Annotated in this window: 27 protein-coding genes; 4 read left to right on the forward strand and 23 right to left on the reverse strand. The window is 51.8% G+C overall.

The genetic code is table 11. The features are described from left to right. The 3 genes from HYU99_10950 to HYU99_10960 all read right to left on the reverse strand — a co-directional run. Positions 1–516: hypothetical protein (locus HYU99_10950; protein MBI2340861.1), on the reverse strand; the 516-nt coding region annotated here is incomplete at its 3' end. Positions 517–694: 178 nt separating this feature from the next. Next, a complete protein-coding gene (locus HYU99_10955) occupies positions 695–988 on the reverse strand; it encodes a HigA family addiction module antidote protein (GenBank protein ID MBI2340862.1) in 294 nt (97 codons plus the stop codon). Between the two features lie 16 nt (positions 989–1,004). After that, positions 1,005–1,286: a type II toxin-antitoxin system RelE/ParE family toxin gene (locus HYU99_10960; protein MBI2340863.1), complete on the reverse strand. Its 282-nt coding sequence runs from the start codon at positions 1,284–1,286 to the stop codon at positions 1,005–1,007. Positions 1,287–1,482: 196 nt separating this feature from the next. Here HYU99_10960 and HYU99_10965 point away from each other — a divergent pair, with 196 nt between their 5' ends. Beyond that, a complete protein-coding gene (locus HYU99_10965) occupies positions 1,483–2,805 on the forward strand; it encodes an ATP-binding protein (protein ID MBI2340864.1) in 1,323 nt (440 codons plus the stop codon). Between the two features lie 360 nt (positions 2,806–3,165). Here the strand turns inward: HYU99_10965 and HYU99_10970 are convergent, their stop codons facing one another. The 4 genes from HYU99_10970 to HYU99_10985 all read right to left on the reverse strand — a co-directional run bounded on the left by HYU99_10970 (position 3,166) and on the right by HYU99_10985 (position 5,384). Beyond that, complete coding sequence (locus HYU99_10970) at positions 3,166–3,552, reverse strand: type II toxin-antitoxin system VapC family toxin (GenBank protein MBI2340865.1); 387 nt, start codon at positions 3,550–3,552, stop codon at positions 3,166–3,168. Between the two features lie 23 nt (positions 3,553–3,575). Then, positions 3,576–3,839, reverse strand: a complete 264-nt coding sequence (locus HYU99_10975; GenBank protein MBI2340866.1) for a type II toxin-antitoxin system Phd/YefM family antitoxin — start codon at positions 3,837–3,839, stop codon at positions 3,576–3,578. Positions 3,840–3,892: 53 nt separating this feature from the next. Further along, on the reverse strand, positions 3,893–4,162 hold the full coding sequence (locus tag HYU99_10980) for a hypothetical protein (GenBank protein MBI2340867.1): 270 nt from the start codon (positions 4,160–4,162) through the stop codon (positions 3,893–3,895). 100 nt (positions 4,163–4,262) lie between these two features. Further along, positions 4,263–5,384, reverse strand: coding sequence for a tetratricopeptide repeat protein (locus tag HYU99_10985; GenBank protein MBI2340868.1), 1,122 nt, complete (start codon positions 5,382–5,384; stop codon positions 4,263–4,265). 342 nt (positions 5,385–5,726) lie between these two features. Between HYU99_10985 and HYU99_10990 the strand changes: the two genes are divergently transcribed. After that, entirely contained in the window at positions 5,727–7,637 is a 1,911-nt protein-coding gene (locus tag HYU99_10990) for a hypothetical protein (protein MBI2340869.1), read from the forward strand. A gap of 6 nt (positions 7,638–7,643) precedes the next feature. On the opposite strand, the gene truA is transcribed toward HYU99_10990, so the two are convergent. The 4 genes from truA to leuB form a co-directional block, all read right to left on the reverse strand. Continuing rightward, positions 7,644–8,462 carry a tRNA pseudouridine(38-40) synthase TruA gene (truA, locus tag HYU99_10995; GenBank protein MBI2340870.1) on the reverse strand — a complete coding sequence of 273 codons (819 nt, stop codon included), beginning with the start codon at positions 8,460–8,462 and terminating at the stop codon, positions 7,644–7,646. 14 nt (positions 8,463–8,476) lie between these two features. Beyond that, entirely contained in the window at positions 8,477–11,458 is a 2,982-nt protein-coding gene (locus tag HYU99_11000) for a hypothetical protein (protein MBI2340871.1), read from the reverse strand. Between the two features lie 29 nt (positions 11,459–11,487). Beyond that, on the reverse strand, positions 11,488–12,495 hold the full coding sequence (locus tag HYU99_11005) for an aspartate-semialdehyde dehydrogenase (GenBank protein ID MBI2340872.1): 1,008 nt from the start codon (positions 12,493–12,495) through the stop codon (positions 11,488–11,490). Positions 12,496–12,591: 96 nt separating this feature from the next. Then, positions 12,592–13,698, reverse strand: coding sequence for a 3-isopropylmalate dehydrogenase (gene leuB / locus HYU99_11010; GenBank protein ID MBI2340873.1), 1,107 nt, complete (start codon positions 13,696–13,698; stop codon positions 12,592–12,594). Here leuB and HYU99_11015 point away from each other — a divergent pair. Continuing rightward, positions 13,692–13,901: a transposase gene (locus HYU99_11015; GenBank protein MBI2340874.1), complete on the forward strand. Its 210-nt coding sequence runs from the start codon at positions 13,692–13,694 to the stop codon at positions 13,899–13,901. The two genes, leuB and HYU99_11015, sit on opposite strands and share 7 nt — an antisense overlap. On the opposite strand, the gene HYU99_11020 is transcribed toward HYU99_11015, so the two are convergent. The 10 genes from HYU99_11020 to HYU99_11065 form a co-directional block, all read right to left on the reverse strand. Beyond that, positions 13,847–14,245 carry a putative toxin-antitoxin system toxin component, PIN family gene (locus HYU99_11020; protein MBI2340875.1) on the reverse strand — a complete coding sequence of 133 codons (399 nt, stop codon included), beginning with the start codon at positions 14,243–14,245 and terminating at the stop codon, positions 13,847–13,849. The two genes, HYU99_11015 and HYU99_11020, sit on opposite strands and share 55 nt — an antisense overlap. Next, positions 14,246–14,494, reverse strand: coding sequence for a ribbon-helix-helix protein, CopG family (locus HYU99_11025; GenBank protein ID MBI2340876.1), 249 nt, complete (start codon positions 14,492–14,494; stop codon positions 14,246–14,248). 95 nt (positions 14,495–14,589) lie between these two features. Next, positions 14,590–14,883: a hypothetical protein gene (locus HYU99_11030; protein MBI2340877.1), complete on the reverse strand. Its 294-nt coding sequence runs from the start codon at positions 14,881–14,883 to the stop codon at positions 14,590–14,592. A 31-nt stretch (positions 14,884–14,914) separates the two neighbouring features. Next, positions 14,915–16,444 (reverse strand): 2-isopropylmalate synthase, encoded by a 1,530-nt coding sequence (locus HYU99_11035; protein MBI2340878.1) that lies wholly within the window; start codon positions 16,442–16,444, stop codon positions 14,915–14,917. 230 nt (positions 16,445–16,674) lie between these two features. Then, positions 16,675–16,992 (reverse strand): nucleotidyltransferase domain-containing protein, encoded by a 318-nt coding sequence (locus HYU99_11040; protein ID MBI2340879.1) that lies wholly within the window; start codon positions 16,990–16,992, stop codon positions 16,675–16,677. Positions 16,993–17,129: 137 nt separating this feature from the next. Beyond that, entirely contained in the window at positions 17,130–17,720 is a 591-nt protein-coding gene (locus HYU99_11045) for an SUMF1/EgtB/PvdO family nonheme iron enzyme (GenBank protein ID MBI2340880.1), read from the reverse strand. 371 nt (positions 17,721–18,091) lie between these two features. Continuing rightward, the gene (gene pssA, locus HYU99_11050; GenBank protein MBI2340881.1) at positions 18,092–18,925 is read right to left on the reverse strand and encodes a CDP-diacylglycerol--serine O-phosphatidyltransferase; all 834 of its coding nucleotides are present in this window, start codon (positions 18,923–18,925) and stop codon (positions 18,092–18,094) included. Between the two features lie 129 nt (positions 18,926–19,054). Beyond that, a complete protein-coding gene (locus HYU99_11055; protein MBI2340882.1) occupies positions 19,055–19,696 on the reverse strand; it encodes a phosphatidylserine decarboxylase family protein in 642 nt (213 codons plus the stop codon). Next, positions 19,693–20,178, reverse strand: coding sequence for an acetolactate synthase small subunit (gene ilvN / locus HYU99_11060; protein ID MBI2340883.1), 486 nt, complete (start codon positions 20,176–20,178; stop codon positions 19,693–19,695). The genes HYU99_11055 and ilvN overlap by 4 nt, the downstream gene beginning before the upstream one ends. Positions 20,179–20,450: 272 nt before the next feature. After that, on the reverse strand, positions 20,451–20,657 hold the full coding sequence (locus HYU99_11065) for a hypothetical protein (protein ID MBI2340884.1): 207 nt from the start codon (positions 20,655–20,657) through the stop codon (positions 20,451–20,453). 191 nt (positions 20,658–20,848) lie between these two features. Between HYU99_11065 and HYU99_11070 the strand changes: the two genes are divergently transcribed. After that, positions 20,849–22,822, forward strand: a complete 1,974-nt coding sequence (locus HYU99_11070) for a tetratricopeptide repeat protein (protein ID MBI2340885.1) — start codon at positions 20,849–20,851, stop codon at positions 22,820–22,822. Positions 22,823–22,855: 33 nt separating this feature from the next. On the opposite strand, the gene HYU99_11075 is transcribed toward HYU99_11070, so the two are convergent. Together HYU99_11075 and HYU99_11080 are read right to left on the reverse strand one after the other, a co-directional pair. After that, complete coding sequence (locus tag HYU99_11075; GenBank protein MBI2340886.1) at positions 22,856–25,840, reverse strand: SBBP repeat-containing protein; 2,985 nt, start codon at positions 25,838–25,840, stop codon at positions 22,856–22,858. 162 nt (positions 25,841–26,002) lie between these two features. Continuing rightward, positions 26,003–26,419: a hypothetical protein gene (locus HYU99_11080; GenBank protein ID MBI2340887.1), complete on the reverse strand. Its 417-nt coding sequence runs from the start codon at positions 26,417–26,419 to the stop codon at positions 26,003–26,005. Between the last annotated feature and the right edge of the window lie 12 nt (positions 26,420–26,431).

The raw sequence follows: 26,431 nt of genomic DNA on the forward strand, positions 1-26,431 counted from the left end.
GGCGCCCGTCCACTTTGTAACACCGATTTCCAAGACAGAAAGCCTGTCCGCGATTGCCCCGAAATTCAAGTGTTGCCCATAAACGATACGTCCATTCGCTCGTGAAAGAACCTGCACCGAGTCAACATATTTGATCCCTCGATCCTTATAACGGTCCACTTGCATAATGGCCCGGGCTATCTTTTCGGGAGGGATTGTTAAGCCTCCGCGCGTCGCGCGGTAAGCGGTCATCCCATCGACTGTCTTTTTCTCAATCCGGACGCCACTGCTCGTGCCTGTGCTCGTCCATCCATCGTCAGTTAACAAGGCCGGATTTATCGGATGGGCTAATGTGGTGACCGGATAACGAAAGGCGCTCCCGCCACCCGTCACTCCCCCAAGATCATCGCCCGGGGTCGGTTCGGGGGTATAAGAATCAACCGGAACGGGTGAACCCCCTATTCCGGCCGTCGGGCCGGCAGTCGGAAACGAGGGGACAAAATCGCGAACAAGATCGGTAATGGATGGAATGGACATATTTGGCTTCTTTTATACTTCTTATACTTCTCTTATCGGCAACCTGCCTAATTTGTTGCTAACTTTTTTTCAAGTATTTTGATTCGGTATTTTGATTCGGTGCGTTATCCCTTGAAGGGCATAACGTGTTCCATGTTCGCCGCTTCGGATGGCCGCCCCCTTTTTTATGACGCGCCGCTTAAGCGGCCAGAAGGGGGCGAATATTCTTATAACGATGACGTCGTTGAGCATCAAAAAGATCCACTGATGCCTGCATGTTGAGCCAATATTCCGGTGAAGTCTTGAAGGCCTTGGCCAGCCGGATTGCCGTGTCAGGCGTAACCGATCTCCAACCGTTGATCAATTCGTTGGCCCGCGGCCGGGAGATTCCCAGGGTTTTGGCAAATTTATTTTGAGTAACTCCAAGAGGCTTCAAGTACATCTCCTTGATGATTTCACCCGGATGCGTGGGCCTTCTGTATTTTGGGATCATGGAATTTCCTCCTCTATTAATGGTACTGCTCCAAATCGACCTGATGGATATGTCCGTCTTTGAATTCAAATGTTATTCTCCACGGTCCATTGACGGCGACAGACCACTGATTTTTTCGCGCCCCTTTCAGGCGGTGCAAGTGAATCCCCGGAGTTGACTGCATATCCTCCGGTTTTGTTGCGGCCGCGAGCATATCCAGCAGATAACAGATTCTTTTCTTCAGGTTCTGATTGATCCGTTTCGAGCGGCCATAATGAAACAATTCCTCCAATCCCCCATGCCTGAACGAAACGATCATTATAGTAATAGTGTAATGGACTCCATAACAAAATACAAGGAAATTTTATTTGCCTGCCCGTCCCCCGCGTCTCCGCAAACTTCTTCACTTTCCTCCACCGCCGGTCTACCTAAACGTGAAATCAGTCAACATACTAAAAAAAACAAAAAAATGACTTTATTCGTATGAAAAAAAGCAGTAAAATGGCCCAAATCTAATGAAAAGACACCTTTACCAATACCTCTTGAATTGGAAGGCCTCGGACCAACGGAAACCTCTTTTACTCAAGGGCGCGCGGCAGGTGGGCAAGACCTATCTCCTCACCGCCTTTGGCCAAAAAGAATTTCCCCATTACCACCACTTCGATTTTACCAAAGACAAAAAGTTGGGCGCTGTATTTGCGGACAGCCTCGACCCGCTTGAAATTATCCGGCGGTTGGAAATCAAATACGATCTCAAGATCGACGCGGATCGGGACTTGATTATCCTTGACGAGATTCAGGAATGTCCCCGCGCCATCACGGCGCTTAAATATTTCTGTGATGATTTTAATAATTCCACCGTCATTGGTTCCGGTTCTTTTTTGGGACTGACCCTCTCCCCGGACGCCTACCCTGTGGGTAAAGTAAAAACAGTGACGCTCTACCCCATGAGTTTTTTTGAATTTTTGGAGGGATTGGAAAAAACAAACCTGCTGGGCGAGATCATCCGCGGGATTCCCAAAAGCAACATCTCAAAAACCGTTCATGAAAAAGCATGGGAATACCTGAAATATTTTCTGATCACGGGCGGACTGCCCGAGATCGTACAAACCTTCAAGGATCATGCAGACAGTCTGCCGCAGGCCCTCCATAAGGTGCGCGAACTGCAATCGGAAATCCTCGACAATTACACAAGCGACATCGCCAAACACTGCGGCAAAACAAATGCAATCAAGATAAACGCCGTGTTCAATAACGTACCCCTGCAACTGGCCAGAGAAAACAAAACCAGTCAAAAATTTATGTTCAAGGATGTTTTGCCGACACGCTCAAACTACGAACACCTTGAGGATCCCATTGAGTGGTTGATCAAGGCGGGGCTCATTTACAAAACCCCCATCTGCAAACGGGCGGAGTCTCCCCTCAAGGCCTATACGGATCACAACAAATTCAAGTTGTTTTTATTCGACGTGGGATTGTTGGGAGCGATGGTTGGTTTGGAACCAAAACATATTTTGGACTATGATTACGGCGGTTACAAAGGATATTTTGCGGAAAACTATGTGGTGGGTGAATTGGCGTCCGCGTTGCATCCATCACTCTTCAGCTGGCAAGAGGGGACAAGCGAAATTGAATTCCTGGTGGAAATAGGGGGTCAGATTATCCCCATCGAGGTCAAAGCAGGGATTAATAAAAAAGCAAAAAGCCTGCGCGTCTTTCTGGAGCGCTACCATCCCAGACACAGTTTTTTGATCTCGGGAAATCCTGTGGAGCTCAAAAAGACAGGGCTATCCTGCCTGCCGCATTATGCCACTGCTTTGCTGGATCGGCTTGTCTAGAGCCTGTCAGCGACGAAGGAGCATACAGCACCAACCGTAGTGAAAGACATATATAGGGTGCAGGCAGTTGTTACGGTCTTCTACAGTAAAATCATGACGCACCGCGCCTTGACCAAAAAAAAACCGATAAGTCACCAATCAAATAAAAGCGGGGGGGAATCTCAATGTCTCCCTCCCGGAAGATATTGCCGTCGATTCACAGGGGGAAGCCGCCTTTGTCGATCGGGCGAGGGCTTTGGCCGACGCGCGGCCGGAGATCGACTCGATGAGCGTATGCGGGCGCTACAATCTCTACTACTGGCTGAAGGCGCTCTATCGCTGGAACCGGGGCCTGGGAGATTACATGGAACCACCGGAACATTAAAACTCCAGACATCTTGAGATATTGAGGGAGGAAATTTTCTGGTGGGCCTTTTTGTCGGCAGTAAGCCAAACGCCACCGACCAGTTTGGCATTGGAGGCATAGATGGCGTCGTACCCGCTCAAACCATATTTTTTGGCCATCTCAATGGCCAGTGCCAAACACTCTCTTCCATTTCCGATCCGCATCATTCCAAATTCTTGAAGGGTCTCCATATAGTCGCTAATCTCTTGTTGCGAATCAAGCAGGCGGCAAAATACCGATAGCATTTCATTAAAAAAAAGTTCAGGAACCGCAAAATCTCGAGGAGACTCCTTGACTGCATCCAAAACGCGGAGGGCCTCTTCTTTGCCATTTTCACCGGCAATAAACCACTTGATGGCCACAGAGGCATCAATAACTTGTATGGTCATGACCGGATTTCACGGATCAGATCAAGAGAGGTCTTACCAGGGGGCAATTTAATATTGGCCTGTTTGATTTTTTCAACCGCGGCCTCTCTTTTTCTGTCGGCATCGTAATCGGCGAACCTTTTTTGGTAATCCTCCAGGCTGATAATGACAGCCGCCGGCTCCCTGTTTTTTTCCAGAAGGATTGGCTCTCCGGTCTTTTTAAGCCTCTTGAGCATAGCCCCCAGGTTTTGCCTGATCTTTAAGGCGTTTGTTTTTTGCATGCCAAAAGTATGACACGTGACTATACACGTGTCAAGTCAACATAAAAATCGGGCTAAAACTCCGGATCCGGCGCCCCCAAAGGTTCCGGAGATTTGGAGGGGATGTAGGGGATTTCCCTTGGAGGTTGGGCCGGCGTTTCGATATCAGGCTCGTTACCGGACGAAGTCCTGGGCGGCTTGATATCGCCGGACGGCTTGTAGGGCAAATCGACCGGCGGTTTTTTGGAACCGGTATCGGATGTGGATGTGGGGGGGCCGGTGTCGGGCCCGACGGGGCCGATGGGGCCTTCTTGGGCAAAGGTAACGCGAAATAGTAACAACAAACAAATAAGGGCACATCTTGGAACCACCCCCACTGTCATCCCCGCGAAAGCGGGGATCCAGACTGGATTCCCGCCTGCGCGGGAATGACATCCTACCCATTTATTCATTCGATTCCTCAAAAACATAAACCCCCCCCAACTCCGCCGCCAAAGCCGGCGCCTTTGTCTTCAACTCCGCATATTTCTTCTTCGCCTCCGCAAAATTCTTTGTGTCGAGGTCGACCAGCAAAAGATTAAACAGAATCCGGTTATCGGCGGGGTTCATCTTTTGCGCCTTCAGATAGGCCTCCCTCGCCTTGGCCGGCTTTTTCATGTCGCGCTGGACATTTCCCTCGACAATCCACAAATCAGCCGAGTCCTTGATGGCGCGGGCCTTGCCAATCCAGGCGAGCGCCCCGTTATGATCCCCGTCTTTCCGATAGACATCCGCCAGCTGTTGCATGAGCAGGGCATTTTGCGGATCGCCCTCAAGCGCCTTTTTGTAGAATTCAATTGAATCGTCAAAGGCCCCTATCCTTTCGTTGGCCACGGCCAGATTCCGGAGGGCAAAGGGGGAATTCGGCTCCATTTCGACAACCTTCTTGTAAGCCGAAATCGCATCAAAGTATTTTTTTTCGTCCCTGGTGACATTGCCCAAAAGGGACCACGCCAAGATCGAGTGCGGCTCCAAGGCCGTCCATTTGACGAGCGCCTCCTCCGCAGACTGATTTTGCCCCTCCTTGCGGGCCGCCTTCACCTTGGTCTTGAGCGATTCGACCGTTTCCACCACTTCCACCTGAAAGCGCCGGAGAAGTTCCGGTTGAGATATTTCCCCCTTTTTGTATTCGAGAACGTCGGAGAGGTAAAACCGGGCCTTGAAGATCGATTGTTCGCTCCCTGTCGCCTCCAAAAAAACCGCCTTAAACGGCGCCTTCGCCTCGGCCAGCCGAACCCCCAACTCGATGACAAAACTGTCGAAATTCTGTACAGCAAACGGTTCCCTGTTTTGAAGTTTGAGGGTCAGAAGAGAACCATCCTCCTTTTTTTCGTACGGCTCGCGGAATATCTCCTTGAAGGAATCTTCCCATGTGAGTGGGTGTGGTTTTCCGGGCCGGGAAGACCTTGCCGGAGAAGAACCGGTAGCTGATTCATCCATCAATTCGGGTGGAGAGGATTCTTTTAAACCTGAATCGCCGCCACACGAAAAAAAGAAGGACAAAAAGAGGAAATACAGAAAAGACACATCGCATATATACAGGATGCGGCTTGAATTGACAAATCCCCAATAATCACCGCTAATTGGGGGCAAAATACCCCAATTCTCACCGGGTGGATTGGGGGTTTAAACCCTCTCTCACGAAGAGACCTCCTTGCCCCTTTGTTAAAAACGTACTAAAATTAACTGGTTAAGAATGACGATAATTTTCTTCTTCGTGGCACAACTCTTGCTTATGAAACATAAGGAAGATTTGTGCAAGCGAGCCATCTGGCTTTGCCAGTGGCAAGCGCGGGGTTTGGGGCCATTTGAGGCCCGAAATCCATAAATGCGAATAGCAACAAACGGGCCGAAAGGGCCCCAAGTCAAATGTCATATAGCATTGGTGGTTACAGCGTTGAAGATTTGGTCAGCATGACGACCGAAGAGTTGGATGCCCTGTTGCAGACCGAGTGGGCCGATTTGTCGGAGGACGAACTCGAGGAGGCGAAGGCCGAACTCGACGAGGAAATCTCCGCCTACAAGGATGAGTTGGACAATGCCGCCGATGAGCTGGAGGATGCCGTCGACGGCATTGACGACGACGCCGAACGGGCCGACGCCGAGGAATTGCTGGCCGAGGTGGAAGCGGAACTGGAAAAAGCGGACAGCCTTGAAGATGCGGTGGATGATGAATATGTCGATATTCAGGAACACTCGATTGACGCCACCGACGGCGAAGACGTGAGCATTTCGGACCTCGACTTGGACGGCGGCACCTATACCTACTCCATGAGCAGTGGCTCCACAAACCCCTTTGGCGAAGACACCGATGAAGATTATCTAAAAGACGAAGGGATCACCAACGACGACGGAGAAGTGATCAGCGATTACAACAGCGACGGATTCATGAACCAGGATGACATCGACGCGGCACTGGCCGACCGGGATTCCACGCTCGATGCCCAGAACGTTTTTATCAAGACCGATTCCAGCCAGCACTGGACGCTGGTTAGCTCGGATAACGGCACTTACACTTTTAAGGTTGAAGACACATCGACCGACCCCGCCACGTATGCCTATGTGACCTTCGAAAACGCCGCCGATATCGTTTTCTATTTTTCCAGCGGCATCACCGAGGCCGATCTGGAAACGATGAAGACCACCTGGCCCACCGATCTTTTGAAGAATTGCTATTGGGCCGATTCGACCGATTCGTTTTATGATGAATTGTTCGAGGATGAAAGTGAGGAAAGCAATCTCGATGTCATTTCCGGATACAACGATTCCGTTGAAGGGCTCACCTCTTCGACCATTTCGCAATATACCGACGGCACGCTGTCCTCCGAGCTTCAAACATCTGCAGAGGAGGCGCTGGAGGCCCTGTATGGATATATCGATGACCCAAGCGGCGATAGCGTCGCCGAAATCTGGACCGATCTCTTTGCGGCGTGGGATTCAGCCGGTTTAAGCGAGGCTGATCAGGCCTTGCTGATCCAATATTTGACCCTTACTGTCGCCACAAACGACAGCGCCAATTTCGGCACGCTGTTCGGGCCGGCAATCGTCACCCTCGAAACGATGCTCGACTACGACAGCGCCTCGCACGCAAACTATAACGAGAACGACAAACTGGTTGTAATGCTTCTGGAAACCCAGACGGGGGCGGTGGGGAACTACGGCGGATCGACCGCTTTCTGGACGACCGCCTTGTCGGCGGATGGAGAAACTCAAGGCAGTTGGCACGATCAGGATGAAAACATAACGGCCATCAACAATTACAAGGCGGTCGTGGCCGCCGCCGGGATGAGCCTGACCGGTTATGAGGCGACAGCTCTGGAAAATGAAGAGGCGATGCAGGAAGCAGAGGGCGAAGCAAAAGAGGAAGGGGGAACGGTCACCTATGATTCTTCGGCGGCGGAAAAAATGGCTTCGCATGTGAGCCAAGCCGGTCACGACTTCGATCAGGCGGGGATCAACGAAAATAATTTCACATCATACCTGGACACGCTGGTCAGTGAGGTCAACAGCTTGTGGGAATCGGGGGCATCGGTTGAGGAAATACAAAATGCCATCAGCAGTTACATCGGCGGACTCGGCGGAAAGTTTCAGGATGACGTGGCGGCCACGGTTGCTTATCTAATTCATAAATATGCCAACGACCTTTATAAAGCTGTTTACAAAGGGAATTTTCTGGATGAAATGATCGATGTCATTTACAATGGCGGGAACATTCCCGGGGCCGTCACAACAAGCTTTTTGGGAATCGGAACACCGTCGAAAATCACGTTTGTAGACTAATAACGGTTAATAAACAACCTTCCGCAACACCAACCCCCTCGCCGGGGCGGTCTGGCCCGTCCGTTTCCGGTCGCAACTTCTGAAGGCCTTCTTGAATTCAGTCACCGTCATCCTCCCCTTCCCCACCTCCACCAAAGTGCCGACAACGTTGCGGACCATATATTTTAAGAAGCCGTTGCCGCTAATTGCAATTCTGATCAAATCCCCCTTTGATTCCCCCTTTGTCAAAGGGGGATTAAGGGGGATTTTTCCAATCGATATCCGATAAATTTGTCGGACGGTTGTCTTGGCGGTGCTGTCCGAGGCGCAAAAGGCCCTGAAGTCGTGCTCGCCAATCAGAAGTTTTGCGGCCTGACGCATCTTCTTTATGTCAAGTGGGACGGGAATCTGCCAGACAGTGTCGGTCAAAAACGGGGAACGGATGCGGGAATTGAGAATAAAATAGTCATAGATTTTTTTCTTCGCCGATTTTTGGGCGTGGAAGGTGTCGGGAACAATCTTGGCATCAATGACGGCAATGTCATCAGGAAGAAGTGAGTTTAAACTGTGTACAAATCTTTGTAGTTTACCATCCACCATCCACGATCCACCATCCACCGGAACATCAAAATGCCCCACCTGCCCCAGCGCATGCACGCCGGAGTCGGTCCTGCCTGAACCGATAACGTTTATTTTTTTCTGAAACAGGCGATGGAGGGTCTTCTCCAGAATTTCCTGAATCGTGACGCCGTTCGGTTGGACCTGCCAGCCGCAATAAGCGGTTCCTTTGTACTGAAGTGTAAGCTTGATTCGAATTGCCACTATCCACCATCCACTATTCACCATCCACCAACAACAAATCAGAAGGCCATCAACAATCCAAAATAGGCGGAAAAACCGGAAAGGTCGAGGCCGGTTGATTTAAAACTGTCGATCTTGCTGTAACGCCCTTCGATGGTGAAATAAACGTCATCAATCCCCTTTGCTTCGAGCGTATCGCCGATGTCTTCAATCCGATCCAGCAGGAAGGCCAATCCCCCCATGCCGTGAAAACCGAATTTTAACCCCTTGATCGAGTCGCTATCCACACTCTCACGAAAAAACACATAATCCAGACCGGCGCCCACATAGGGAACGACAACCTGTTCGTTTTTGTAATCGATGCGAAAAATAAAACTGTTGCGGATGGGAATAAGCCACAGGCTTGTTTTATCGCCCGACGCGTCCCCCGAATCGACCCCCACCGCCTGACCGCTGTCGTGGAAAAACCCGACTGCCACCGTGGCGTTGAATTTCGACTTGTAAAGAAGGCCAAACTCGGCCTCCGCCCCCAGATTACAACATGTCCCGTAAAAATCCTTGACGACGTCATTCTGGGGAAACCACATTGAACCTTTCAGCTCGAAAGAAAACCATTTCCATTCGGGTTTCTTGCCGATGACTATATTCGAGGGAGATTCAATCATCTCCGGAGTGGTCGTGGTCTCTACCGGCGGCGTTGCCACCACCCCCGCCGATTCGTTGATCTGCTCCACCCTCACCCCTTCCTGCGGCGGAGTCGAAGTCGTCGATGCCGGCTGGACATAGGCATCGTCCGTTGCAAACGCGACCACCGGAAACAAAAGAAGGACCAGGATTGAAACCATCTTCCGATGCCGCATCAGTAGTAAAAACAAAAAAGGTAAAATAAAAATAACCCTAAACCCTAAACCCTGACCCCTAGCCCCTGCATTTAATGAGCACCCCGTCTCCCCCAAAATACCTGCCGCTCCCACCGTCCGCTCGGGAAAGACGACATCGGAGGACGTGGCAATTTCGCCAAGCTGTCCCCCGTCATCCTCAGCCTGAACGGCCACGCAATAGGCAACGCCGTTGGTCAGGCCGGTTACCTTCCCTTCGCAATCCTCTCCACAGGCGTCATGATCGAGTTCCCCTTCCGCCTCCGGTGAGCCGAAGTCGATTGAGCCGGGGCATGAGGGGCTTGACTGGCTCTCCGCCGGTTCGGCGTAGATGTGATAGAGGTTGATGTCTTCGTCGGTCAGCTTGTCGAACGTCACATAGGCCTTCTCATTGCCGAAATGCGTGCTGGTGATGGTCGTGGCCGGAGGAGGGCGGTCAACATCGATATCCACCGCGTCGCGCCCAAGATTGCCGTCGGCGTCCTCCACAAAAATAAAAATCCGGTTTGTCCCCTCTTCAAAAACCTCCCGGTCGAGATCGTCAATGTCAATCGTATCCGTCGTGACATCGGTGTCGGCGTCGGTCAAGTCGGTTTCCCCCTGAAGTTCGGTGCCGGAAGACTCCGTGATGTCGGAATTGACAAACATCCGGTAGGTTCCCGCCTCATCCGACTGAAAGGTGAGGCTGAAGGTGGTGGTCGTTCCGTCAAGACTAATTGAGGTGTCTTCGTCGATCGTGACAAAAGGGTTTTCGGTGATCACCGAGACGGTCGCGTCGCCGTTGGAGGTGTAGACATAGCCGTCATCCACGGTGGACGCGGCGACAGGACCGGGAACACCGGATAAAGCCAAGGGGTCGAGGACATCGGTGGTGGAGGTGTCCTGATCGACAATTTTCGGATCGTCGGCGGCCGAGTCGGGGTCCGAGGCATCGAGGATGGTCAGGCCCTCCGCCCCGGAGACATAACCGTAAACACTGGTAGGACTCGTGACATCGACGAGAAAAATATCGTCAAGGCCGGAATTTTCGTCCGAATCGATAAAGACCGGATCGTCGCTGTTTCCGCTCTGCTGATCGACCACCTCGTCGCTGGATGCATCGATCACCCAGACGACATCATTGGTCGTATCGACCACATATATAAATTCACCGTCCGGCGTTGCCGCAATGGCCCCCAAATCGGGATCGGCTGTGTAACCCGCGGCGTCCGCATCAATAGTAATCGTGCCGACCTCGGAGCCTCCCTCTTCCAGAACATACACACTCCCCTCGGCCGCCGAGACATACACTTTTTGCCCGTCGCTCCCATCGGCAAAGACAATGTCGGCGGGGGCCGAATCGAGCTCGATCGAGGCAAGGGAATCCGCCTCGAAGTCGTAGACAAGGAGAAGGGAATCATCGATGTTGAGAAAATAAACCACCTCGTCCCCTTCATCCGTATCCGCCGCAATCGCCCCAAGCGTTCCCCCTTCGGTTTCATCGGAAAGGACAAAGATCCGCGGATCGCTGGAATCCTCCCCCGCCGCGCCGTCGGTCTCTTCCTCTCCGGTGCAGGCGCTGTCGTCGGCGCAATCGGAATCGTCGCAGTCGGTGTCGCCGTCGTCGTCATCATCTTCGTCGTCATCGCAATCGGTCTCGACATCCTCACAGGCATCGTCGTCGGCGCAGTCGGAATCGTCACAATCGGTGTCGCCGTCGTCATCGTCGTCTTCGCCGTCGTCGCAGTCGGTCTCGGTGTCTTCTTCGTCGCTGTCCGAAGAACTCTCGACCTCGTCGTTTTCCTCCCCGATATTATCCAGTTCAATCCGCGCCAGGTCCCCCCCTTCCAGGGTAACGATAAGGCTGGTCCCGTTTCCCAAAAGGGCCATTCCGCCGATGGAATCGTCAAAACCGGTCGGCTGGTCGACCGCCAAATCCCACGTTTCGGTGTCGATGATTTGTATTTCCGCATCAAGGATGGCGAGGATAAACCGGTCCTTGAAATCGCCGGTTTGGGGAACAAAAATCTGGGAGGCTTGGGATGAAAGGACATCCAGCGGCGCACCCCCTGAGGCCGGCTCTTTTTCCTCAATGGGCGCGGCACCGGCCGGGCCTGCGGCAAAAACGGTGCATGTCAAAAGCAAGACCGCCAGCCCGGGAATGGATAAACGCTTTAATCTCATGCGGGGTAATTTGGATGGACCCGCTTTTATTATATCAGTTTTTCGGCGATTTGCACGGCATTTAATGCAGCCCCCTTTAAAAGCTGGTCGCCGCAGACAAAGAGGTTTAAACCGTTGTCAAGACCTAAGTCTTTGCGGATGCGCCCCACAAACACCTCGTCATGGCCGGAGGCCGATAGGGGCATGGGAAAGCGGTTTTTTGCCGGTTCGTCCACAATTTTGACGCCGGGCATTTTTTGTAGAGCCTCCTTCGCCTCTTCGACGGTGACGGGCCACTCCAATTCCAGATGAATCGCCTCGGCATGGGCGCGGAAAACCGGCACACGGACAGCGGTCGGCGAGACAAGGATGGAATCGTCATGGAAGATTTTCCGGGTTTCGCGAATCACCTTGATTTCCTCCTCCGAATAACCCTCCGGCCCGACGCTGGAGTCGTGGGAAAAAAGATTAAAGGCAATCTGATGCCTGAAGACGTTTTTTTTGACCGGTTTTCCCGAAAGAAAGTCCCGGGTCTGCGTTTCCAGTTCATTGAGGGCCTTTGCCCCGGCGCCTGAAACCGCCTGATAGGTGGCCACCACCATCCTTTTGACTTTGGCGATTTTGTGGATCGGCCAGACCGCCATCGCGGCAATGATGGTGGTGCAGTTGGGGTTGGCGATGATCCCCTTGTGTTTTTTGATGTCGTCGGGGTTGATTTCCGGAATCACCAGCGGGACTTCCGAGTTCATCCGGAAGGCGCTGGAATTATCGATGACGACGGCCCCCGCCTTGACGGCATGCGGAGCGAATTCCTTGCTCCGGCTTCCGCCGGCCGAAAAGAGGGCGATATCGATTCCCCCAAACGAATCGGCCTTTAATTCGGCAATGGGATATTCTTTTCCCTTGAACTTCATTTTCTTGCCGGCTGAACGATTCGATGCCAGCAGACGGAGTTCTCCGATCGGAAAATTCCTTTTTTCCAAAACCCTCAAGAATTCCTGACCCACCGCGCCGGTGGCGCCGGCTATGGCGACATTGTATTTGGATTTTTTCTTCATCGTTTCTTTGCAACTGCGAGAAAGCAGAGAGCAGAAAGCCGATAGCAGAAATCGGATGAATTTCTCCGCTCTCTGATTTCTGCTTTCTGATTTCCGCTATCTCGCCTTTGCAAGCATCTCTTTACAAATCGCCTCCCCCATCTTGTTTGTCCCCACCTTTTTTGTCCCCTCGGTATGGATATCCGCCGTCCGATACCCCTTTGTAAGAACCTCCGCAACCGCCTGCTGAACTTTTTGGGCGGCCTCCGGACGGTTGAACGAATAGCGAAGCATCATCGCCGCCGATAGAATGGCGGCAATGGGATTGGCGATCCCCCTTCCCGCGATGTCGGGGGCCGAACCGTGCACCGGCTCGTACATCCCGCGCGACGATCCGTTCAACGAGGCCGAGGGGAGCATCCCGATGGAGCCGGTCAGCATGGCCGCCTCGTCGCTTAAAATATCGCCGAACAGATTCGTGGTGACAATCACGTCGAACTGTTTGGGGTTGCGGATCAATTGCATGGAGCAGTTGTCCACATACATGTGGCCCAATTCGACATCGGAATAATTTTTATGGACCTTGGTAACCACATTCCGCCAGAGCTCGGTCGCCTCCAGCACGGTCGCCTCCAGCACATTGGCCTTGTCGACCGAGACGACCTTTTTCCGGCGCTTCTGCGCCAGCTCGAAGGCCATTTTTGCGACCCGCTCGATTTCGCGCGTTGTGTAAACCAGCGTATTGAGCCCCTGCTGTTGACCGTCCGGAAGTTTTGAAATCCCGCGCGGCTTGCCGAAATAGATCCCCCCCGTCAATTCACGGACCACCATCAAGTCGATTCCTTCAATCACCTCCGGCTTGAGCGTCGAGGCGTCGATCAACGGTTTGAAAACGGTCGCGGGACGCAAGTTTGCAAACAATCCCAACTCCTCGCGCAAGCCCAAGAGGGCCCGTTCCGGACGAACGGAATAATCGAGTGTCTCCCACTTTGGTCCCCCGACCGCCCCCAGCAAAACGGCATCCGATTTTTTGGCGAGTTTGAGACTCGCATCGGGAAGCGGTTTGCCCGACTGATCATAGGCGGCGCCGCCAACGGCGGCCTCTTCGAACTCAAACGAGATCCCCTCGGTTTTTTCGAGAACCTGAAGAACCTTGATCGCCTCTTTGGTTACTTCCGGACCAATCCCATCGCCGGGGAGAACTGCTATTTTGAAGGATGGCATATACCACCATTGCTGATCTCTTGCGGCGAATCAAGGCAAATTCATCCAAATGGGTGAATGAAAAATTTGGAGATAATCACAAATTTGCCTGGCAAGACGGTTATGGCGCGTTCACTGTCAGTGAATCCCAACTGAATACGGGCATCGTTCATGCAAATTTCAAGACAAATTGTTTTGGAGTTGAAATCGAAATCCCCATGTAATTTTTGAGAACCGTTAAATCCCTGTCTCCCGAAACGATGCAATCGGCCTTCAGGGCCACGGCACACTCAATAAATTTGTTGTCATCCGGATCCCTGACAACCTCTATCTTGGGTGTCTTTGCCGTAAAAAGGGCGTTAAAGTTTTTCCTGAACAAATCGAGCAGATCCTCAAGTTCAGGCTCCCCAACAAGCCCCATGCGGCTCAAGACTTCCACATATTCCTGAACAATCGGACTGGTCAAACAGAGCGCGATCTCCCCCTTTTTCCACAAATCGATCACCTTTCGGGGATAACCGCCAAAGAAGGAGGAGACAAAGACATTCGTATCAACCACAACTCTCATTCAATTTTTGGAGGAACGCACCTGCCGCACAATTCCCGGAATATCTTTTTGGCCAAAACCGCGGGAAGTAATTTTTTTGCGGATACGCGACCAGAGATCGTCAATGTAGCCGGTGATGTCGCGGTCTTCCACATAATGGTCAATCAATTCGCGGATAACCTGGCTGGTCGTTTTTCCCTCCGCCCGCGCCAGGCAACTCAACCTGTTTTTGATTTTGTCTTCCACACGGATTATCATGGGTATTGTCATAAAAATCCCCTGTTAGATATCTTGTATATATGATATATCTAAAAAGGGGGCAAGGCAAGAGAGAAATGGTTGTAGGGGCGCAATTAATTGCGCCCCTACCTCTTAAACAACGCCTCCAGTTTCTTTTTCGCCGCGGCGGCCGGATTGTCCGCTGGACCATCATACACGCGCTTGGCAAAAACAAAATAATCGCAGAAGTTCGATTTTTCCTTGTCCACCACCCGCTCGGCCTGCGGCTCCCGGCATTCGTTGTAGGCGGTCACGCCGTAAAATTCGCAGTTTTTGCAGATATGCAGATCGCGATCGCAAAAAGGGCAACGCTCCTGACGGCCAACCCGCTCTTTAATCTCGATCGGCTTGTGGCAAAAATAACATCGCATTCTCACCATCCACTATCCACCATTCGCCATCCACTGCCTTTCAAATCCCCTTCCCCCCTTTTTTCTTCTGATAATACTCCAACCGATTCAACGCCGAGAGAAACGCCAGCGCCGAGGCCACCACAATATCGGTATGCGCCCCGGTCCCTCGGACCGTTTTCCCCTCATCCTCCAGCGTCACCAAAACCTCTCCCTGGGCATCCGTTTCCCCCGTGATGGCATTGACGACATATTTATTCAGCGCCCCCTTGAAGCCGGTGATTTTTTTGATCGCCCGATAGACCGCGTCCACAGGGCCGTCTCCCGTTTCATTGACCTCACGGCTCTCTCCGTCTATTTTGACGCGCACCATCGCCTTCGGCGTCTCTTCCGTTCCACTCACCACATGGAGCGATTCAAACTGGTAGCGTTCCGCCTTTTCCATCAGTGACTCGACAATCGTCATGATGTCTTCGTCGTAGACATTCTTTTTTTTATCCGCCAAGGCCTTAAAGGCATTGAAGGCCTGCTCCAGCAGGGCCGCTTCCAGCGGTGTTCCCAAATCGTTCAGCCGGTCGCGAAAGGCATGCCGGCCGGAATGTTTTCCCAGCACCAGCTTGTTTTTGGGAATTCCCACCGACTCCGGCGTCATGATCTCGTAGGTCTGCTGGTATTTCAGCACCCCATCCTGGTGAATCCCCGCCTCATGCGCGAAGGCGTTTTCGCCGACAATCGCCTTGTTGGGCTGGACGCTGATGCCCGTAATGAAGGTAAGCAGTTTGGAGGAAGGGAATATCTGTTCCGGTCTGATGCGCGTCTTGAAAGGAAGTTTGTCTTTCCGCACATTGAGCGTCATGACAATTTCCTCCATCGAGGCGTTGCCGGCCCGCTCACCGATGCCGTTCACCGTGCATTCCACCTGACGCGCCCCGTTTTCCACCGCGGCCAGCGAGTTGGCCACCGCCAAACCGAGATCGTTGTGACAATGGACACTGATAACCGCTTTTCCGATGTTTGGGATGTTGGCCCTCAAATAGGCAATGAGTGGCCCAAACTGGGACGGCACGGCGTAACCGACCGTATCGGGAACATTGATGGTCGTCGCCCCCGCCTCGATCACCTCGCCAAAAACCTTGACGAGGAATTCCGGCTCGCTCCGCGTGGCGTCTTCCGCGGAGAACTCGACATCCTCCGTATATTTCCGCGCATGCCGCACCGCAAGGACGGCATCCTTGAGCACCTCATCCGGCTCTTTTCGGAGCTTGTGCTTCATATGGATGGGCGAAGTGGCGATAAAGGTGTGGATCCGATTTTTCTCGGCCCCCTTCACCGCCTCCCAGCAACGGTCGATGTCGATCTTGTTGGCCCGTGCGAGACCGGCAATCGTGACCCCTTTCACCTCCTTGGCAATCCGGTGCACCGCCTCAAAATCCCCCGGCGAGGCGATGGGAAAACCAGCCTCGATGACATCGACATTCAGCTTGGCCAGTTGAACCGCCATCCGGAGTTTTTCCTCCAGATTCATGCTACATCCGGGCGACTGCTCGCCGTCGCGGAGCGTGGTGTCGAAAATTTTGATGGTATCAGCCATGAAAACGGATTGACATGAATAACCCAATCAAAAGCCTCTGGCAAGCACTCATGGTCTATGAAAACCGGACTGTCTCGCAAATCACTTTTTCAGACTTTTTTCAGGATGGGCATCGGCAATGATAAATAGCGGTATCAAGAAATGGTGTGTCGGATTCAGAAATGATTCTGGCTGCTTCAATATCGTGTTCTGCCTTGGACAACCAGCTTCTTACCAGTTCGATTTTCGCCTCATCCATAAAGGATTTTACCCTTCTCCAGAACCTGACATTCAAGAGAGGCATAAACATTTTTGTACTTATCCACTTCCGCCTGAGTTCTTACCAAAATATCCTTTGGGAAACTTAAACCATGCAGACATCGATACGCTCGAGCGGCGCGCCTGGCACGGGTCAATTCACTCTTTTCAACAATAACAAACAAATCAATGTCGCTATCCGGCCCCGGTTTTCCCCAAGCCTGAGAACCAAACAGGATAATTTTCAACGGCTTGAATTCGGCGACAAGCCGCCGGACCATTTCTTTTGTCGTTTCAGGCGTCAAAGTCATAAGAGTAAACGGGAAACCATCCCGGCAGTATCAGAATATCACAGGAATTTTCCAAGTGCCAAGAACCATTTAAAAATAAAATCCCCCACCCTCACGCTCTCCGCTGGAGGCGGACAGCGGCAAGACAGGGTTATAGTTTAAGAGAACAAAGGGTTACTCTTTAGTCCTGGGGGGCGGCCCAACGCAACGAAACCCGATACTGCCGTAGCGACTCTCGGGGAGGCCGTAGCCGCGGTAGGACGCGGCGAGGTAGCCGGGAAGATGATGTACCAGGAACCGCCGCGAAAGCCCTTAGTTCCGTGTTCTTGATAATCTTCCAACGTCCATTCCCACACATTCCCCGTCATGTCATAAACTCCATAACCATTAGGCTGAAAAGATTTAACATCAACAGCGGCATGAACAACGTCACTCTCATTAGTGGCATGAACAGCTTCACTCACACTGCAGTATTGAGCTTCCTGATGATTTAATGTGCCGCTGTGGGTTCCATATTCGTATCCTTGCGGACCCCGGGCCGCTCTTTCCCATTCTTCTCCCGTGGGGAGTCGCTTTCCTTGGGCCTCGCAATAGGCCTTGGCTTCAGGCCAGGTAACGAAAACGGCCGGCTGGTTTGGACCGGCAAACTCCGGGTATTGCGCCAATAACTCCGTCCGTTCGTTCGATGGAACAACATCTTTGACTTCAACTCCAGTGACCGATGAATCCGTGTTGATTAATTCGCTCATCTGTCGCCTCAATGCGGCCACATCGTCACCGCGGGCCACGATGGAAGTGGTGCCGCCTCGGCTGGCGATCAGTTCAAACTTTGCCCCAGACTGAGGCCCCTCGTAACGAGTGAACTGGGCGTTGGTTCCTCTGTCTCATCAACACACAACGCAGGCTTACCGCTCAACTCGGGGTGATTCGCAACATCGCCCGAGGTCAGTTTCATCCCGGCGGGACAGGCAGTTAAATCGGCCATAAAAAAATCCTCCTAAAAAAATTTTGGGGCGGCACTTTACCGCCCTACCCCCATATATCGGCAGATCGATCCGGAAGTTGCTAACTTTTTTGAGATAAGAAAAAATAAATTTAAGAGTGATTATGGGTGGTTATATCACACAAGATTACGCCTGTCCTTGTCGGCGCCTTCCTTGATGCCGATGACCTTCAATGTCCTTCTTTTCCCTTCCGTTTCTTCCTCCCCTTCCGGCTCACGAAAATAATGCGACAAAAAATCGGCAAAAGTCCGGATCTTGCGCGGCGACCGGATGATCTCCTCGACGATCCCCATCACCACATAGCCGGCGGAGACGACAAAAATCATCACCGCCGGCTCCGAGGCGATCACGAAAAGGGCCGCCACCAGCAAAACAAGATAGAAAAAGCTGGCCCTGCGGTTGAAATCCAGAACCTTGAAACTTCGGTAAGGGACGTTGCTCACCATCAACAGAGCCAACACAAAGGTCATAAACACCATGGCGTAGCTTTCCGCGGCGCCCGGACCGAACAAATGGTGATACAAAATGATGTAACTGGCCAAACAGTAGGCGGCCGCCGGAATCGGAAGCCCCTGAAAACTCTTTTTTTCCACATTGGCCGCCTGCACATTAAACCGGGCCAGACGCAACGCCCCGCAGGCAAAAAACAAAAAAGCGGCCGACCACCCGAAGCGTTTGAAATGCAAAAGGGACCAGGTATACATCAAAATTGCCGGCGCCAAACCAAACGACGCCAGATCGACCAACGAATCATATTCAAGGCCAAAGGGACTTTGCGTCCTGGTCAACCGCGCCACCCGCCCGTCCAGAAAATCGAACACTCCCGCAAAAAGGATCATCCAGGCGGCCGTAAGAAAATCGCCGTTGATGGCGCGGATAACGGCAAAGAAACCGCAGAAGAGATTCGCAGTCGTAAACAGATTCGGCAGAATGTAGATCCCCTTTTTTATTCCATCCCTTTTCATTTTGAATGGGGCCCTGCTCGGCTCGCAATGTTGCTACTCGCAACTTTTTAATTTTGTTCGCCTCGCAATAGCCCCATGCCCCGCGCTCGCAACTGGCAAAGCCAGTTTGCTCGCTTATTTTTTTTCCTCCGCAATCACGCTCTCTCCCGCCTTCACCCTTTGATTCAGCGAGACATCAATCGTGTACGACATCGGCACATACACATCCACACGCGAGCCAAAACGGATAAGCCCGTAGACCGCCCCTTTCTGCCACATCTCCCCTTCGCGTGCATGGCAGACAATGCGGCGCGCCAGCCATCCCGCGATCTGCACAAATAAAACCGGATCACCCGTCCCGCACTCCATCACCACCGCATTCTGCTCATTATCCAGCGAGGCCTTTTCGGCAAACGCCGGAAAAAACTTTCCTTTGTTGTAGCTCACCTTTTTTACAACGCCCGTCACCGGAACGCGGTTGACATGCACGTTGAGCGGCGACATAAAAATGCTGATCCGCTTCATGGGCGAGTGGATAAACCGCTTCTCCTCCACTTCTTCAATTCCGATGACCTTGCCGTCCGCCGGGGACACCACCAGACCATTCCCACAGGGAACCTCGCGCCGGGGATTTCTGAAAAAATAAACGACAAAAACAAAAACCGCCGCGGATGCGCCAAAGGCAATCCAGTGGATAAACCAGGCCACAATAGCCATTGCCGCCGCAATGGCAATAAGCGGATACCCTTCCCGCGCAATGAAAGAATGTTTCTTCAAATGACCTTCGTCCCCTTTTGCATCGCGATATTTCCCGTTTGCTCGAACTCCAAAATTCCGAAAGGCCTAAGCCTCTCGATCACGGAGGCGATTTTCGATTCATCGCCCCGAAACTCGGCGATACAGCATTTGCGATCCGAATCGAGCACCTCGCCCCCCAGTTCCCTGATCACCCCCGCGACATCGCCTCCGTCTCCGGTTTTTAAAGGCACTTTTACGAGGGCCAGCGTCCGGTTGATGGGATTTTCCATGGTGACATCGTGGACCTTGATGACATTGACCAGCTTGTTCAACTGTTTGACAATCTGCTCGAGCACCGCATCGCTCCCCTCGGTGACGATGGTCATTCGTGAAACCCTCGGGTCGAGCGTCTCGGCCACCGTCAGACTCGAAATATTGTAGCCGCGCCCCGAAAAGAGGCTCGCCACCCGCGCCAGAACGCCGAATTCGTTTTCAACAAGAACGGAAATTGTATGTTTCATTATATTTGGGGCCCTTTCGGCCCGTTTGATGCTACTCGCGTTGATGTATTTCGCCCGCCAATACTTTGTGGCGGGCCAAACCCCGCGCAAATCACCGGCAAAGCCGGATGATTTGCTTCTTTAAAGCTATAAAACAGATGATAAGGACTTGTCAAAGGCGGGAGGGCCCCTCCAAAAAGCTGGCGGGCAGGCGCCGGCCAAATGGTTCAATGGGACCCCCAAATGGTCCGTAAACTTCATCGCAAAATGGGTCGAAGTTGCATGACAAGAATCTAAGTAGAGGGGTCAAGCGAGGGGTGCAAATCCTCCACCCCGGATGTCTTGAGCTCGGGGTGATTTTCACGGAGCCAACGGACGGTATCAAGGAGTGTTTCATAGGGGTTGCGGGAGACAAAACCGAGGTCGTCTTGCGCATAGAGCGATTTGAGGCCCCAGTATTTGGAGGCCATTTCAAAGACCACCGGATCGGGGAGGGTCACAAAAGTTTCAGAGGCTTACTCGCCAGCAGAAAAAAGTTCAAGATAAACCCTCAAACCTGGCAATACCACAAAAATTCCATAGATGGGCCTCCAAGGCGAAAGACAACTGCCCCGCACCAAAAGCACAAATCTTCTTGTGGCAATCCCTCCAAAATAAATGTTATGTTTTCGGTTCCTTCCACACGGAGGCTGTGAAGAAAATTTCAACTAAACATCAAAATGAGGCTCAGGCGAAGGGCCCCTTGGCCCTCTTGGTCAAGCCCCTGCCAGTCCTTATTCTACTTGCCTTGGTAGCCGTCCTCATCTACTCCAATACCTTTTCATCCCCCTTTCATTTCGATGACAGGCTCAACCTTGTCGAGAATCCCCAGATCAAGAATCTTGCCAATTTCCGGGATTTTTCCGGCACCCGGTATGTGGGTTTCCTCTCGTTTGCCCTCAATTACCATTTCGGCGGTCTCAATGTTTTCGGCTATCACCTCGTTAATATACTCATTCACATCACGAATGGGTTTTTGGTTTACTCCCTGATCCTTCTCCTCTTTGCGGCCGTTCAAGTGAGCGAGCGTCGGATTGATTCCGTGCGAGCGAAGGGGGGGTACAGGGGCGCCAGCGGGAAAGCCCCCGATACATCGATCGCCTTGGCAACAGCGCTTCTATTCATCGCGCATCCCGTTCAAACCCAGGCGATCACCTATATTGTTCAACGATTCGCCTCCCTGATGACCTTGTTTTATCTGTTGGCGTTGGTCTGCTATCTGAAGTGGCGGTTTGGCGGTCGATTGTTCTGGTATGTCGCTTCCCTTACGGCAACTGTCCTGGCGATGAAGACAAAGGAGAACAGCTTTACTCTGCCATTCATGATCTTGGCGGTGGAAATGGTCTTCTTTAAGCCCTTGACCATCAAGCAATGGAAAACCCTCATCCCCTTTCTCCTCACTCTGTCGATTATTCCTCTCTCCCAAGGAAATGCCCTCGGCGAGGCGGAAAGGTTTGCCCGCGACACCACCGCGATCAGCCGTGTAGAATATCTTTTCACCCAGTTTCGGGTGATTGTCACCTATCTCCGGTTGCTTGTTTTCCCCATCAACCAGAATCTCGATTATGATTATCCGATTTATCATTCCCTGTTTGACGCATCAGTGGCAACGTCATTTATTTTTATCGTTTCCCTCTTGGCCTTGGCGGTCAATCTTTTTAGAGGACTCAACCCTCGACTCAAACTCATCGCCTTCGGGATTCTCTGGTTCTTTCTGACCCTTTCGATTGAGTCCTCCATCATTCCAATCAGCGATGTCATCTTCGAACACCGAGTCTATCTGCCGAGTATAGGGTTATTCACAAGCGTCGGCGCCTCCCTGCACATCGGCAGGAAATGGATATCGCCCAAATGGGGCATGGCCGGCATCGGCATCGTTGTCCTGTTATTCTCAACTGCCGCTTACCGGCGTAACGCAATTTGGAAAGACGATATGGTCTTGTGGCGGGATGTGGTCGCCAAGGCTCCCAAAAAGGCAAGGCCCAACAATAATCTGGCGGTAGCCTATAAAAATAAAGGAATGCTTGAGGCCGCCATTCGTCAATCTCATATCGCATCAGACCTGGACCCGAACTATGCTGACGCCCATGGCAACTTGGGGGGCGTCTATGATGATCAGGGCCGGTATGATGCCGCAATTCAGGAATACCTGCTGGTATTAAAACTGGAACCAAACAATATCAAAGCTTACAATAACTTGGGCATAGCTTATAAAAATCTCGGCCGCTTGAACGAGGCCATAGAGGCATACCAGATGGTCCTAAAGCTACAACCGGGTAGCGCTATGGCCCACAGCAACCTTGGAAACGTGTATGCTGATCAGGGCCGGTATGATGCCGCAGTCCAAGAATATAATTTCGCGTTGAAATTAGACAGGGATTTTGGGGATGCCCATTACAATCTTGCGAACGCCTATGCAATTCAAGGTCGGTTGGAAGTAGCTATTCATGAATACCGGATGGCCTTGAAGTTCCAACCGGAAAATGCGGATGCTCACTATAATCTTGGCACGGTTTATATGTCTAAAGGCAACCGCGAAGCCGCAAGGAAGGAATTTGAAGAAACTTTAAAGATTAAATCCGATTATGCTGAAGCCCGTCGGGCTCTCGACGAGCTTTACAAATAGCGCTCCCGATTGTCTTCCCCATATCCGAGCCACTCACTTCGTGTGGGCGGCATCCTGGATAAATTGAGCCTTCTCCTCCGGAGAGATGAGGCTCTGATTCACCGCGTCGCTGGCCGCGTGCGCTACGCAACTGACGAACCGTCCATGGTTGAGGAAAGAGGCCGGCCCGGGGCACTCCAAGGTAATAAATTGCGGACCACTGCAACCCTCTGCATTGATGGGCACGCCGCTCAGGGTATCAGGACAGGAATCGCTCCCATCCGGAACGCCATCACCGTCATCGTCGTCGTCGCAGTCATCCCCGATACCATCTTCGTCCAAATCGGCCTGAGTTGGGTTGGCCAGATCAGGGCAATTGTCTGCGTCATTGAGTACGTCATCCCCGTCCACGTCGTTGTCGCAGAGGTCGCCCAAGCCATCAATGTCTTGATCATTCTGGTCTGAGTTGAAGTCGTCAGGACAGTTGTCCTCCGAATCTGGAACGCCGTCGCCATCGGCATCAGTGGCCACACTTTTAAAGAAGGCAAGACTCGAGAAACTTAGAATACCCTCTGCCGTAGCAGTAAGTCCATCCGCATTCACTACCCCATCAATTCCAGTGTCGACAAAAGAGGAAGCGTCTGGATCGAACCGAAAAAGATCAAGTAGGGTTCCTGGTGTCATCGCGGCAAGAAGAGGAAGGGTAATGGTCACACCGGGAGGATTGAAGGTGCCACTTGGCTCAAATTCAACCGCAAAGGATGCGTTGTCAAATTCTAGCGGCGTTGTGCCAGGTTCCGGCACTCCAGTGACTAAAATTGTTATCTCTGTATCAAACTGCAATACATCAGGTGGTATGGACACTTTTGCGCCAGTACCGGCATCATCGGAAACAACTGCTCCAGTAAAAGATGAAACAAAAGAACCTTCCGGCACAATCGGAATGACGATGATATCCACGTAATCCGAAAAGCTGTCGTTTAGCCCATCGTTGACAATAAGCTCAAAGCTTAAAATGTTATCGCCGTCGACTCCCGTAGGAATGAAGGTGGGCGAAACCGCACCAATATCCGACAAAGTTACTTCTGTCCCGCCAATTTGAAACCAGCTAAAGGTTAGTGGATCACCATCAACATCCGTGCTTGCTGATCCATCGAGAGTCACGAGTGTGTCTTCCTCGACGGTTTGATCAGGCCCAGCATCCGCAACGGGGCGAGCATTAATTACGGTGATGTCCACAGTATCGGGCGCACTATCCACTTGGCCATCGTTCACGATAAGCTCGAATGTGAGCACCGTATCATCTAAAATCGCTGGCGCAATAAAAGTGGGTGCAACTGCGGTAGGATCAGAAAGCGTGACTGTAGGTCCAGCGATCTGCATCCAACTGAAAATTAAGGGATCGGCATCTGGATCACTGCTTCCTATCCCATTTAGGGTTACAAGCGTACCTTCTGTCACAAGCCGATCTGGCCCTGCATTGGCGATGGGTAGCCGGTTTTCAAGAGCTACAAGTTCAAGCTTCGCCACAAAGGCGTCGTACCCTCCACCAAGTGATCTGTCTAAGGCCTCAGGTGTTGTAGGAAAATTAGCGGAGCTGGTAAGTCCCATTACCCAGACATTACCCGAAGGATCTATAGCAATACCATATGGTTCATCAGGACCAGCACCTCCCAAGTAACTCGCATAGAGAAGATCCGTAGCAGAGGGGTTCAGCTTTGCAACAAAAACGTCGGCGCCGCCATTGAGCGTGGGATCGAAAGCGCCCGTGTTAATAGGAAAATCCGAGGAAGTGGTAATTCCTGTTATGTAGGCGTTGCCAGAGCTGTCCGTTGAGATGGCAATGCCTGTTTCTGTCAGTGCCCCTCCGAGGTATGTACCGTAGTAAAAAGTTCCGTCGAATGCATTTAGTTTCACCACAAAGGCCTCGGAAGCACCGCGGGTTCGATCAAAGGCATCAGGGCTGATAGGAAAATCAGAAGAAGTTGTATACCCCGTTATGTAGGTATCACCAGCCTCGGCCTGATCCAGGGCGATATCTAGACCACGATCCAAACCACTTCCTCCCAGGTAGGTAGCATAGAGCAAGGTTCCCTCGGTATCCAGCAAGACGACAAAGGCATCTTCGTCTCCATCCAGCGTGGGATCAAAAGCATCCGCAGTGACGGGAAAATCAGTAGAACTGGTACGTCCCGTAACATATGCATTGCCTGCCGCATCGACAGCAAGGCCATGACCTGCAGGGAAACTTCCATTGTCGCTACCACTCCCCCCGAGATAGGTGCCATACAGAAGGCTGGACGATCCCGTGGTGGCGCCTGAGACATCCAGCTTAGCCACAAAAACATCGGCAATTCCATTAAATGTGGTGTCAAAGGCATCAGAAGTGGTAGGAAAGCCGGAAGACTGGGTCGTTCCAGTGACATACACACTGCCAGCGAGATCAATGTCAATGCCAAAGCCTTCATCTAAGCCTTCCCCTCCCAGATAGGTACTATAAAGTAGGCTCGTGCCGGTGGGATCGAGTTTTACGATAAAGGCATCATTGCTACCGTTGAATGTCGGATCAAGGGCACCCGCAGTGGTTGGGAAATCAGAGGAATTGGTAAATCCTGTTACGTAGGCGTTACCCGAGGCATCCGTGGCAATGTCAATGCCAATTTCCGAGCCGTTTCCTCCCAAATAAGTGGCATAGAGAAGCGCGCCGGTTTCATCCAGTTTTACGACAAAGACATCAGAAGGGCCCCCGATCGACCGATCAAAGGCACCAACAGTGGTTGGAAAATCAGAAGAATCGGTCCTCCCTGTTATATAAACGTTACCAGAGTCATCTACGGTAATGCCCCCCATGTTCACCCCGTCGTAACCAGCTCCCCCCAGATATGTTGAATATATGAGACCGACAGGATCGGTGATCAATTGAGCCTTGACATGGGAAAGTTTTAAAAAACTTAAAATGAAAAAAAGAAACAGGACAGATATTCTGGAAACGCGCCTCATTATAACTCTAAGACGCAGGGCAGGATTAAGTTTCTTCATTGGATACCTCCTTCTCAAAAACAAAAAATGTTTTCCTCTCAATCAGGGATAGCGAGTGTAAGGTGAAAATAATAATTAATCAATTTTTTTTTATTACTTGAATGGGTAAAAAAACTATCCACATGCTGTATCTGAAAGAAAACAAAGGAAGATTTCTTCAGTTCAAGACGAACTTGCGGGAGAAATTTCTTTTACCGGAACCGTTGAGGTTTTAAGACCGGGATGATTCTCACAAAGCCAGCGGACCGTGTCGAGAAGCGTCTCATAAGGATTGCGCGAGACAAAACCGAGGTCGTCCCGCGCATAGAGCGATTTGAGGCCCCAGTATTTGGAGGCCATTTCAAAGACCACCGGATCGGGAAGAATCGGATGATCCTTGCGACGCAGAATTGCGTCGATCTTTTGGGTGGTTTTTGCCAGAACGCGGATGACGCCGATGGGAAGATGGAGGTTTGGCTTTGGAACGCCGGAGACCTTCGCCACCATTTCGAAAAATTCGTCGATGCCCAGGCTCGTACCGCATAAATGGTAGACCGGTTTTGGGTTTGAGAGCATCATCGACCGGATTATCGCCATCACTCCGTCCCGAAC

Source organism: Deltaproteobacteria bacterium, assembly GCA_016183175.1.
Classification (GTDB): Bacteria; UBA10199; UBA10199; order UBA10199; family SBBF01; genus JACPFC01.

What these genes read in the sequence shown, in the direction of transcription:
- HYU99_10955 (MBI2340862.1), bottom strand. Translation starts at nt 988, where the DNA reads ATGATCCCAAAATACAGAAGGCCCACGCATCCGGGTGAAATCATCAAG.
- HYU99_10960 (MBI2340863.1), bottom strand. Translation starts at nt 1,286, where the DNA reads ATGATCGTTTCGTTCAGGCATGGGGGATTGGAGGAATTGTTTCATTAT.
- HYU99_10965 (MBI2340864.1), top strand. Translation starts at nt 1,483, where the DNA reads ATGAAAAGACACCTTTACCAATACCTCTTGAATTGGAAGGCCTCGGAC.
- HYU99_10975 (MBI2340866.1), bottom strand. Translation starts at nt 3,839, where the DNA reads ATGCAAAAAACAAACGCCTTAAAGATCAGGCAAAACCTGGGGGCTATG.
- HYU99_10990 (MBI2340869.1), top strand. Translation starts at nt 5,727, where the DNA reads ATGTCATATAGCATTGGTGGTTACAGCGTTGAAGATTTGGTCAGCATG.
- truA (MBI2340870.1), bottom strand. Translation starts at nt 8,462, where the DNA reads ATGGTGAATAGTGGATGGTGGATAGTGGCAATTCGAATCAAGCTTACA.
- HYU99_11000 (MBI2340871.1), bottom strand. Translation starts at nt 11,458, where the DNA reads ATGAGATTAAAGCGTTTATCCATTCCCGGGCTGGCGGTCTTGCTTTTG.
- HYU99_11005 (MBI2340872.1), bottom strand. Translation starts at nt 12,495, where the DNA reads ATGAAGAAAAAATCCAAATACAATGTCGCCATAGCCGGCGCCACCGGC.
- HYU99_11015 (MBI2340874.1), top strand. Translation starts at nt 13,692, where the DNA reads ATGGCATATACCACCATTGCTGATCTCTTGCGGCGAATCAAGGCAAAT.
- leuB (MBI2340873.1), bottom strand. Translation starts at nt 13,698, where the DNA reads ATGCCATCCTTCAAAATAGCAGTTCTCCCCGGCGATGGGATTGGTCCG.
- HYU99_11020 (MBI2340875.1), bottom strand. Translation starts at nt 14,245, where the DNA reads ATGAGAGTTGTGGTTGATACGAATGTCTTTGTCTCCTCCTTCTTTGGC.
- HYU99_11025 (MBI2340876.1), bottom strand. Translation starts at nt 14,494, where the DNA reads ATGACAATACCCATGATAATCCGTGTGGAAGACAAAATCAAAAACAGG.
- HYU99_11030 (MBI2340877.1), bottom strand. Translation starts at nt 14,883, where the DNA reads ATGGTGAGAATGCGATGTTATTTTTGCCACAAGCCGATCGAGATTAAA.
- HYU99_11035 (MBI2340878.1), bottom strand. Translation starts at nt 16,444, where the DNA reads ATGGCTGATACCATCAAAATTTTCGACACCACGCTCCGCGACGGCGAG.
- HYU99_11040 (MBI2340879.1), bottom strand. Translation starts at nt 16,992, where the DNA reads ATGACTTTGACGCCTGAAACGACAAAAGAAATGGTCCGGCGGCTTGTC.
- HYU99_11045 (MBI2340880.1), bottom strand. Translation starts at nt 17,720, where the DNA reads ATGAGCGAATTAATCAACACGGATTCATCGGTCACTGGAGTTGAAGTC.
- ilvN (MBI2340883.1), bottom strand. Translation starts at nt 20,178, where the DNA reads ATGAAACATACAATTTCCGTTCTTGTTGAAAACGAATTCGGCGTTCTG.
- HYU99_11075 (MBI2340886.1), bottom strand. Translation starts at nt 25,840, where the DNA reads ATGAAGAAACTTAATCCTGCCCTGCGTCTTAGAGTTATAATGAGGCGC.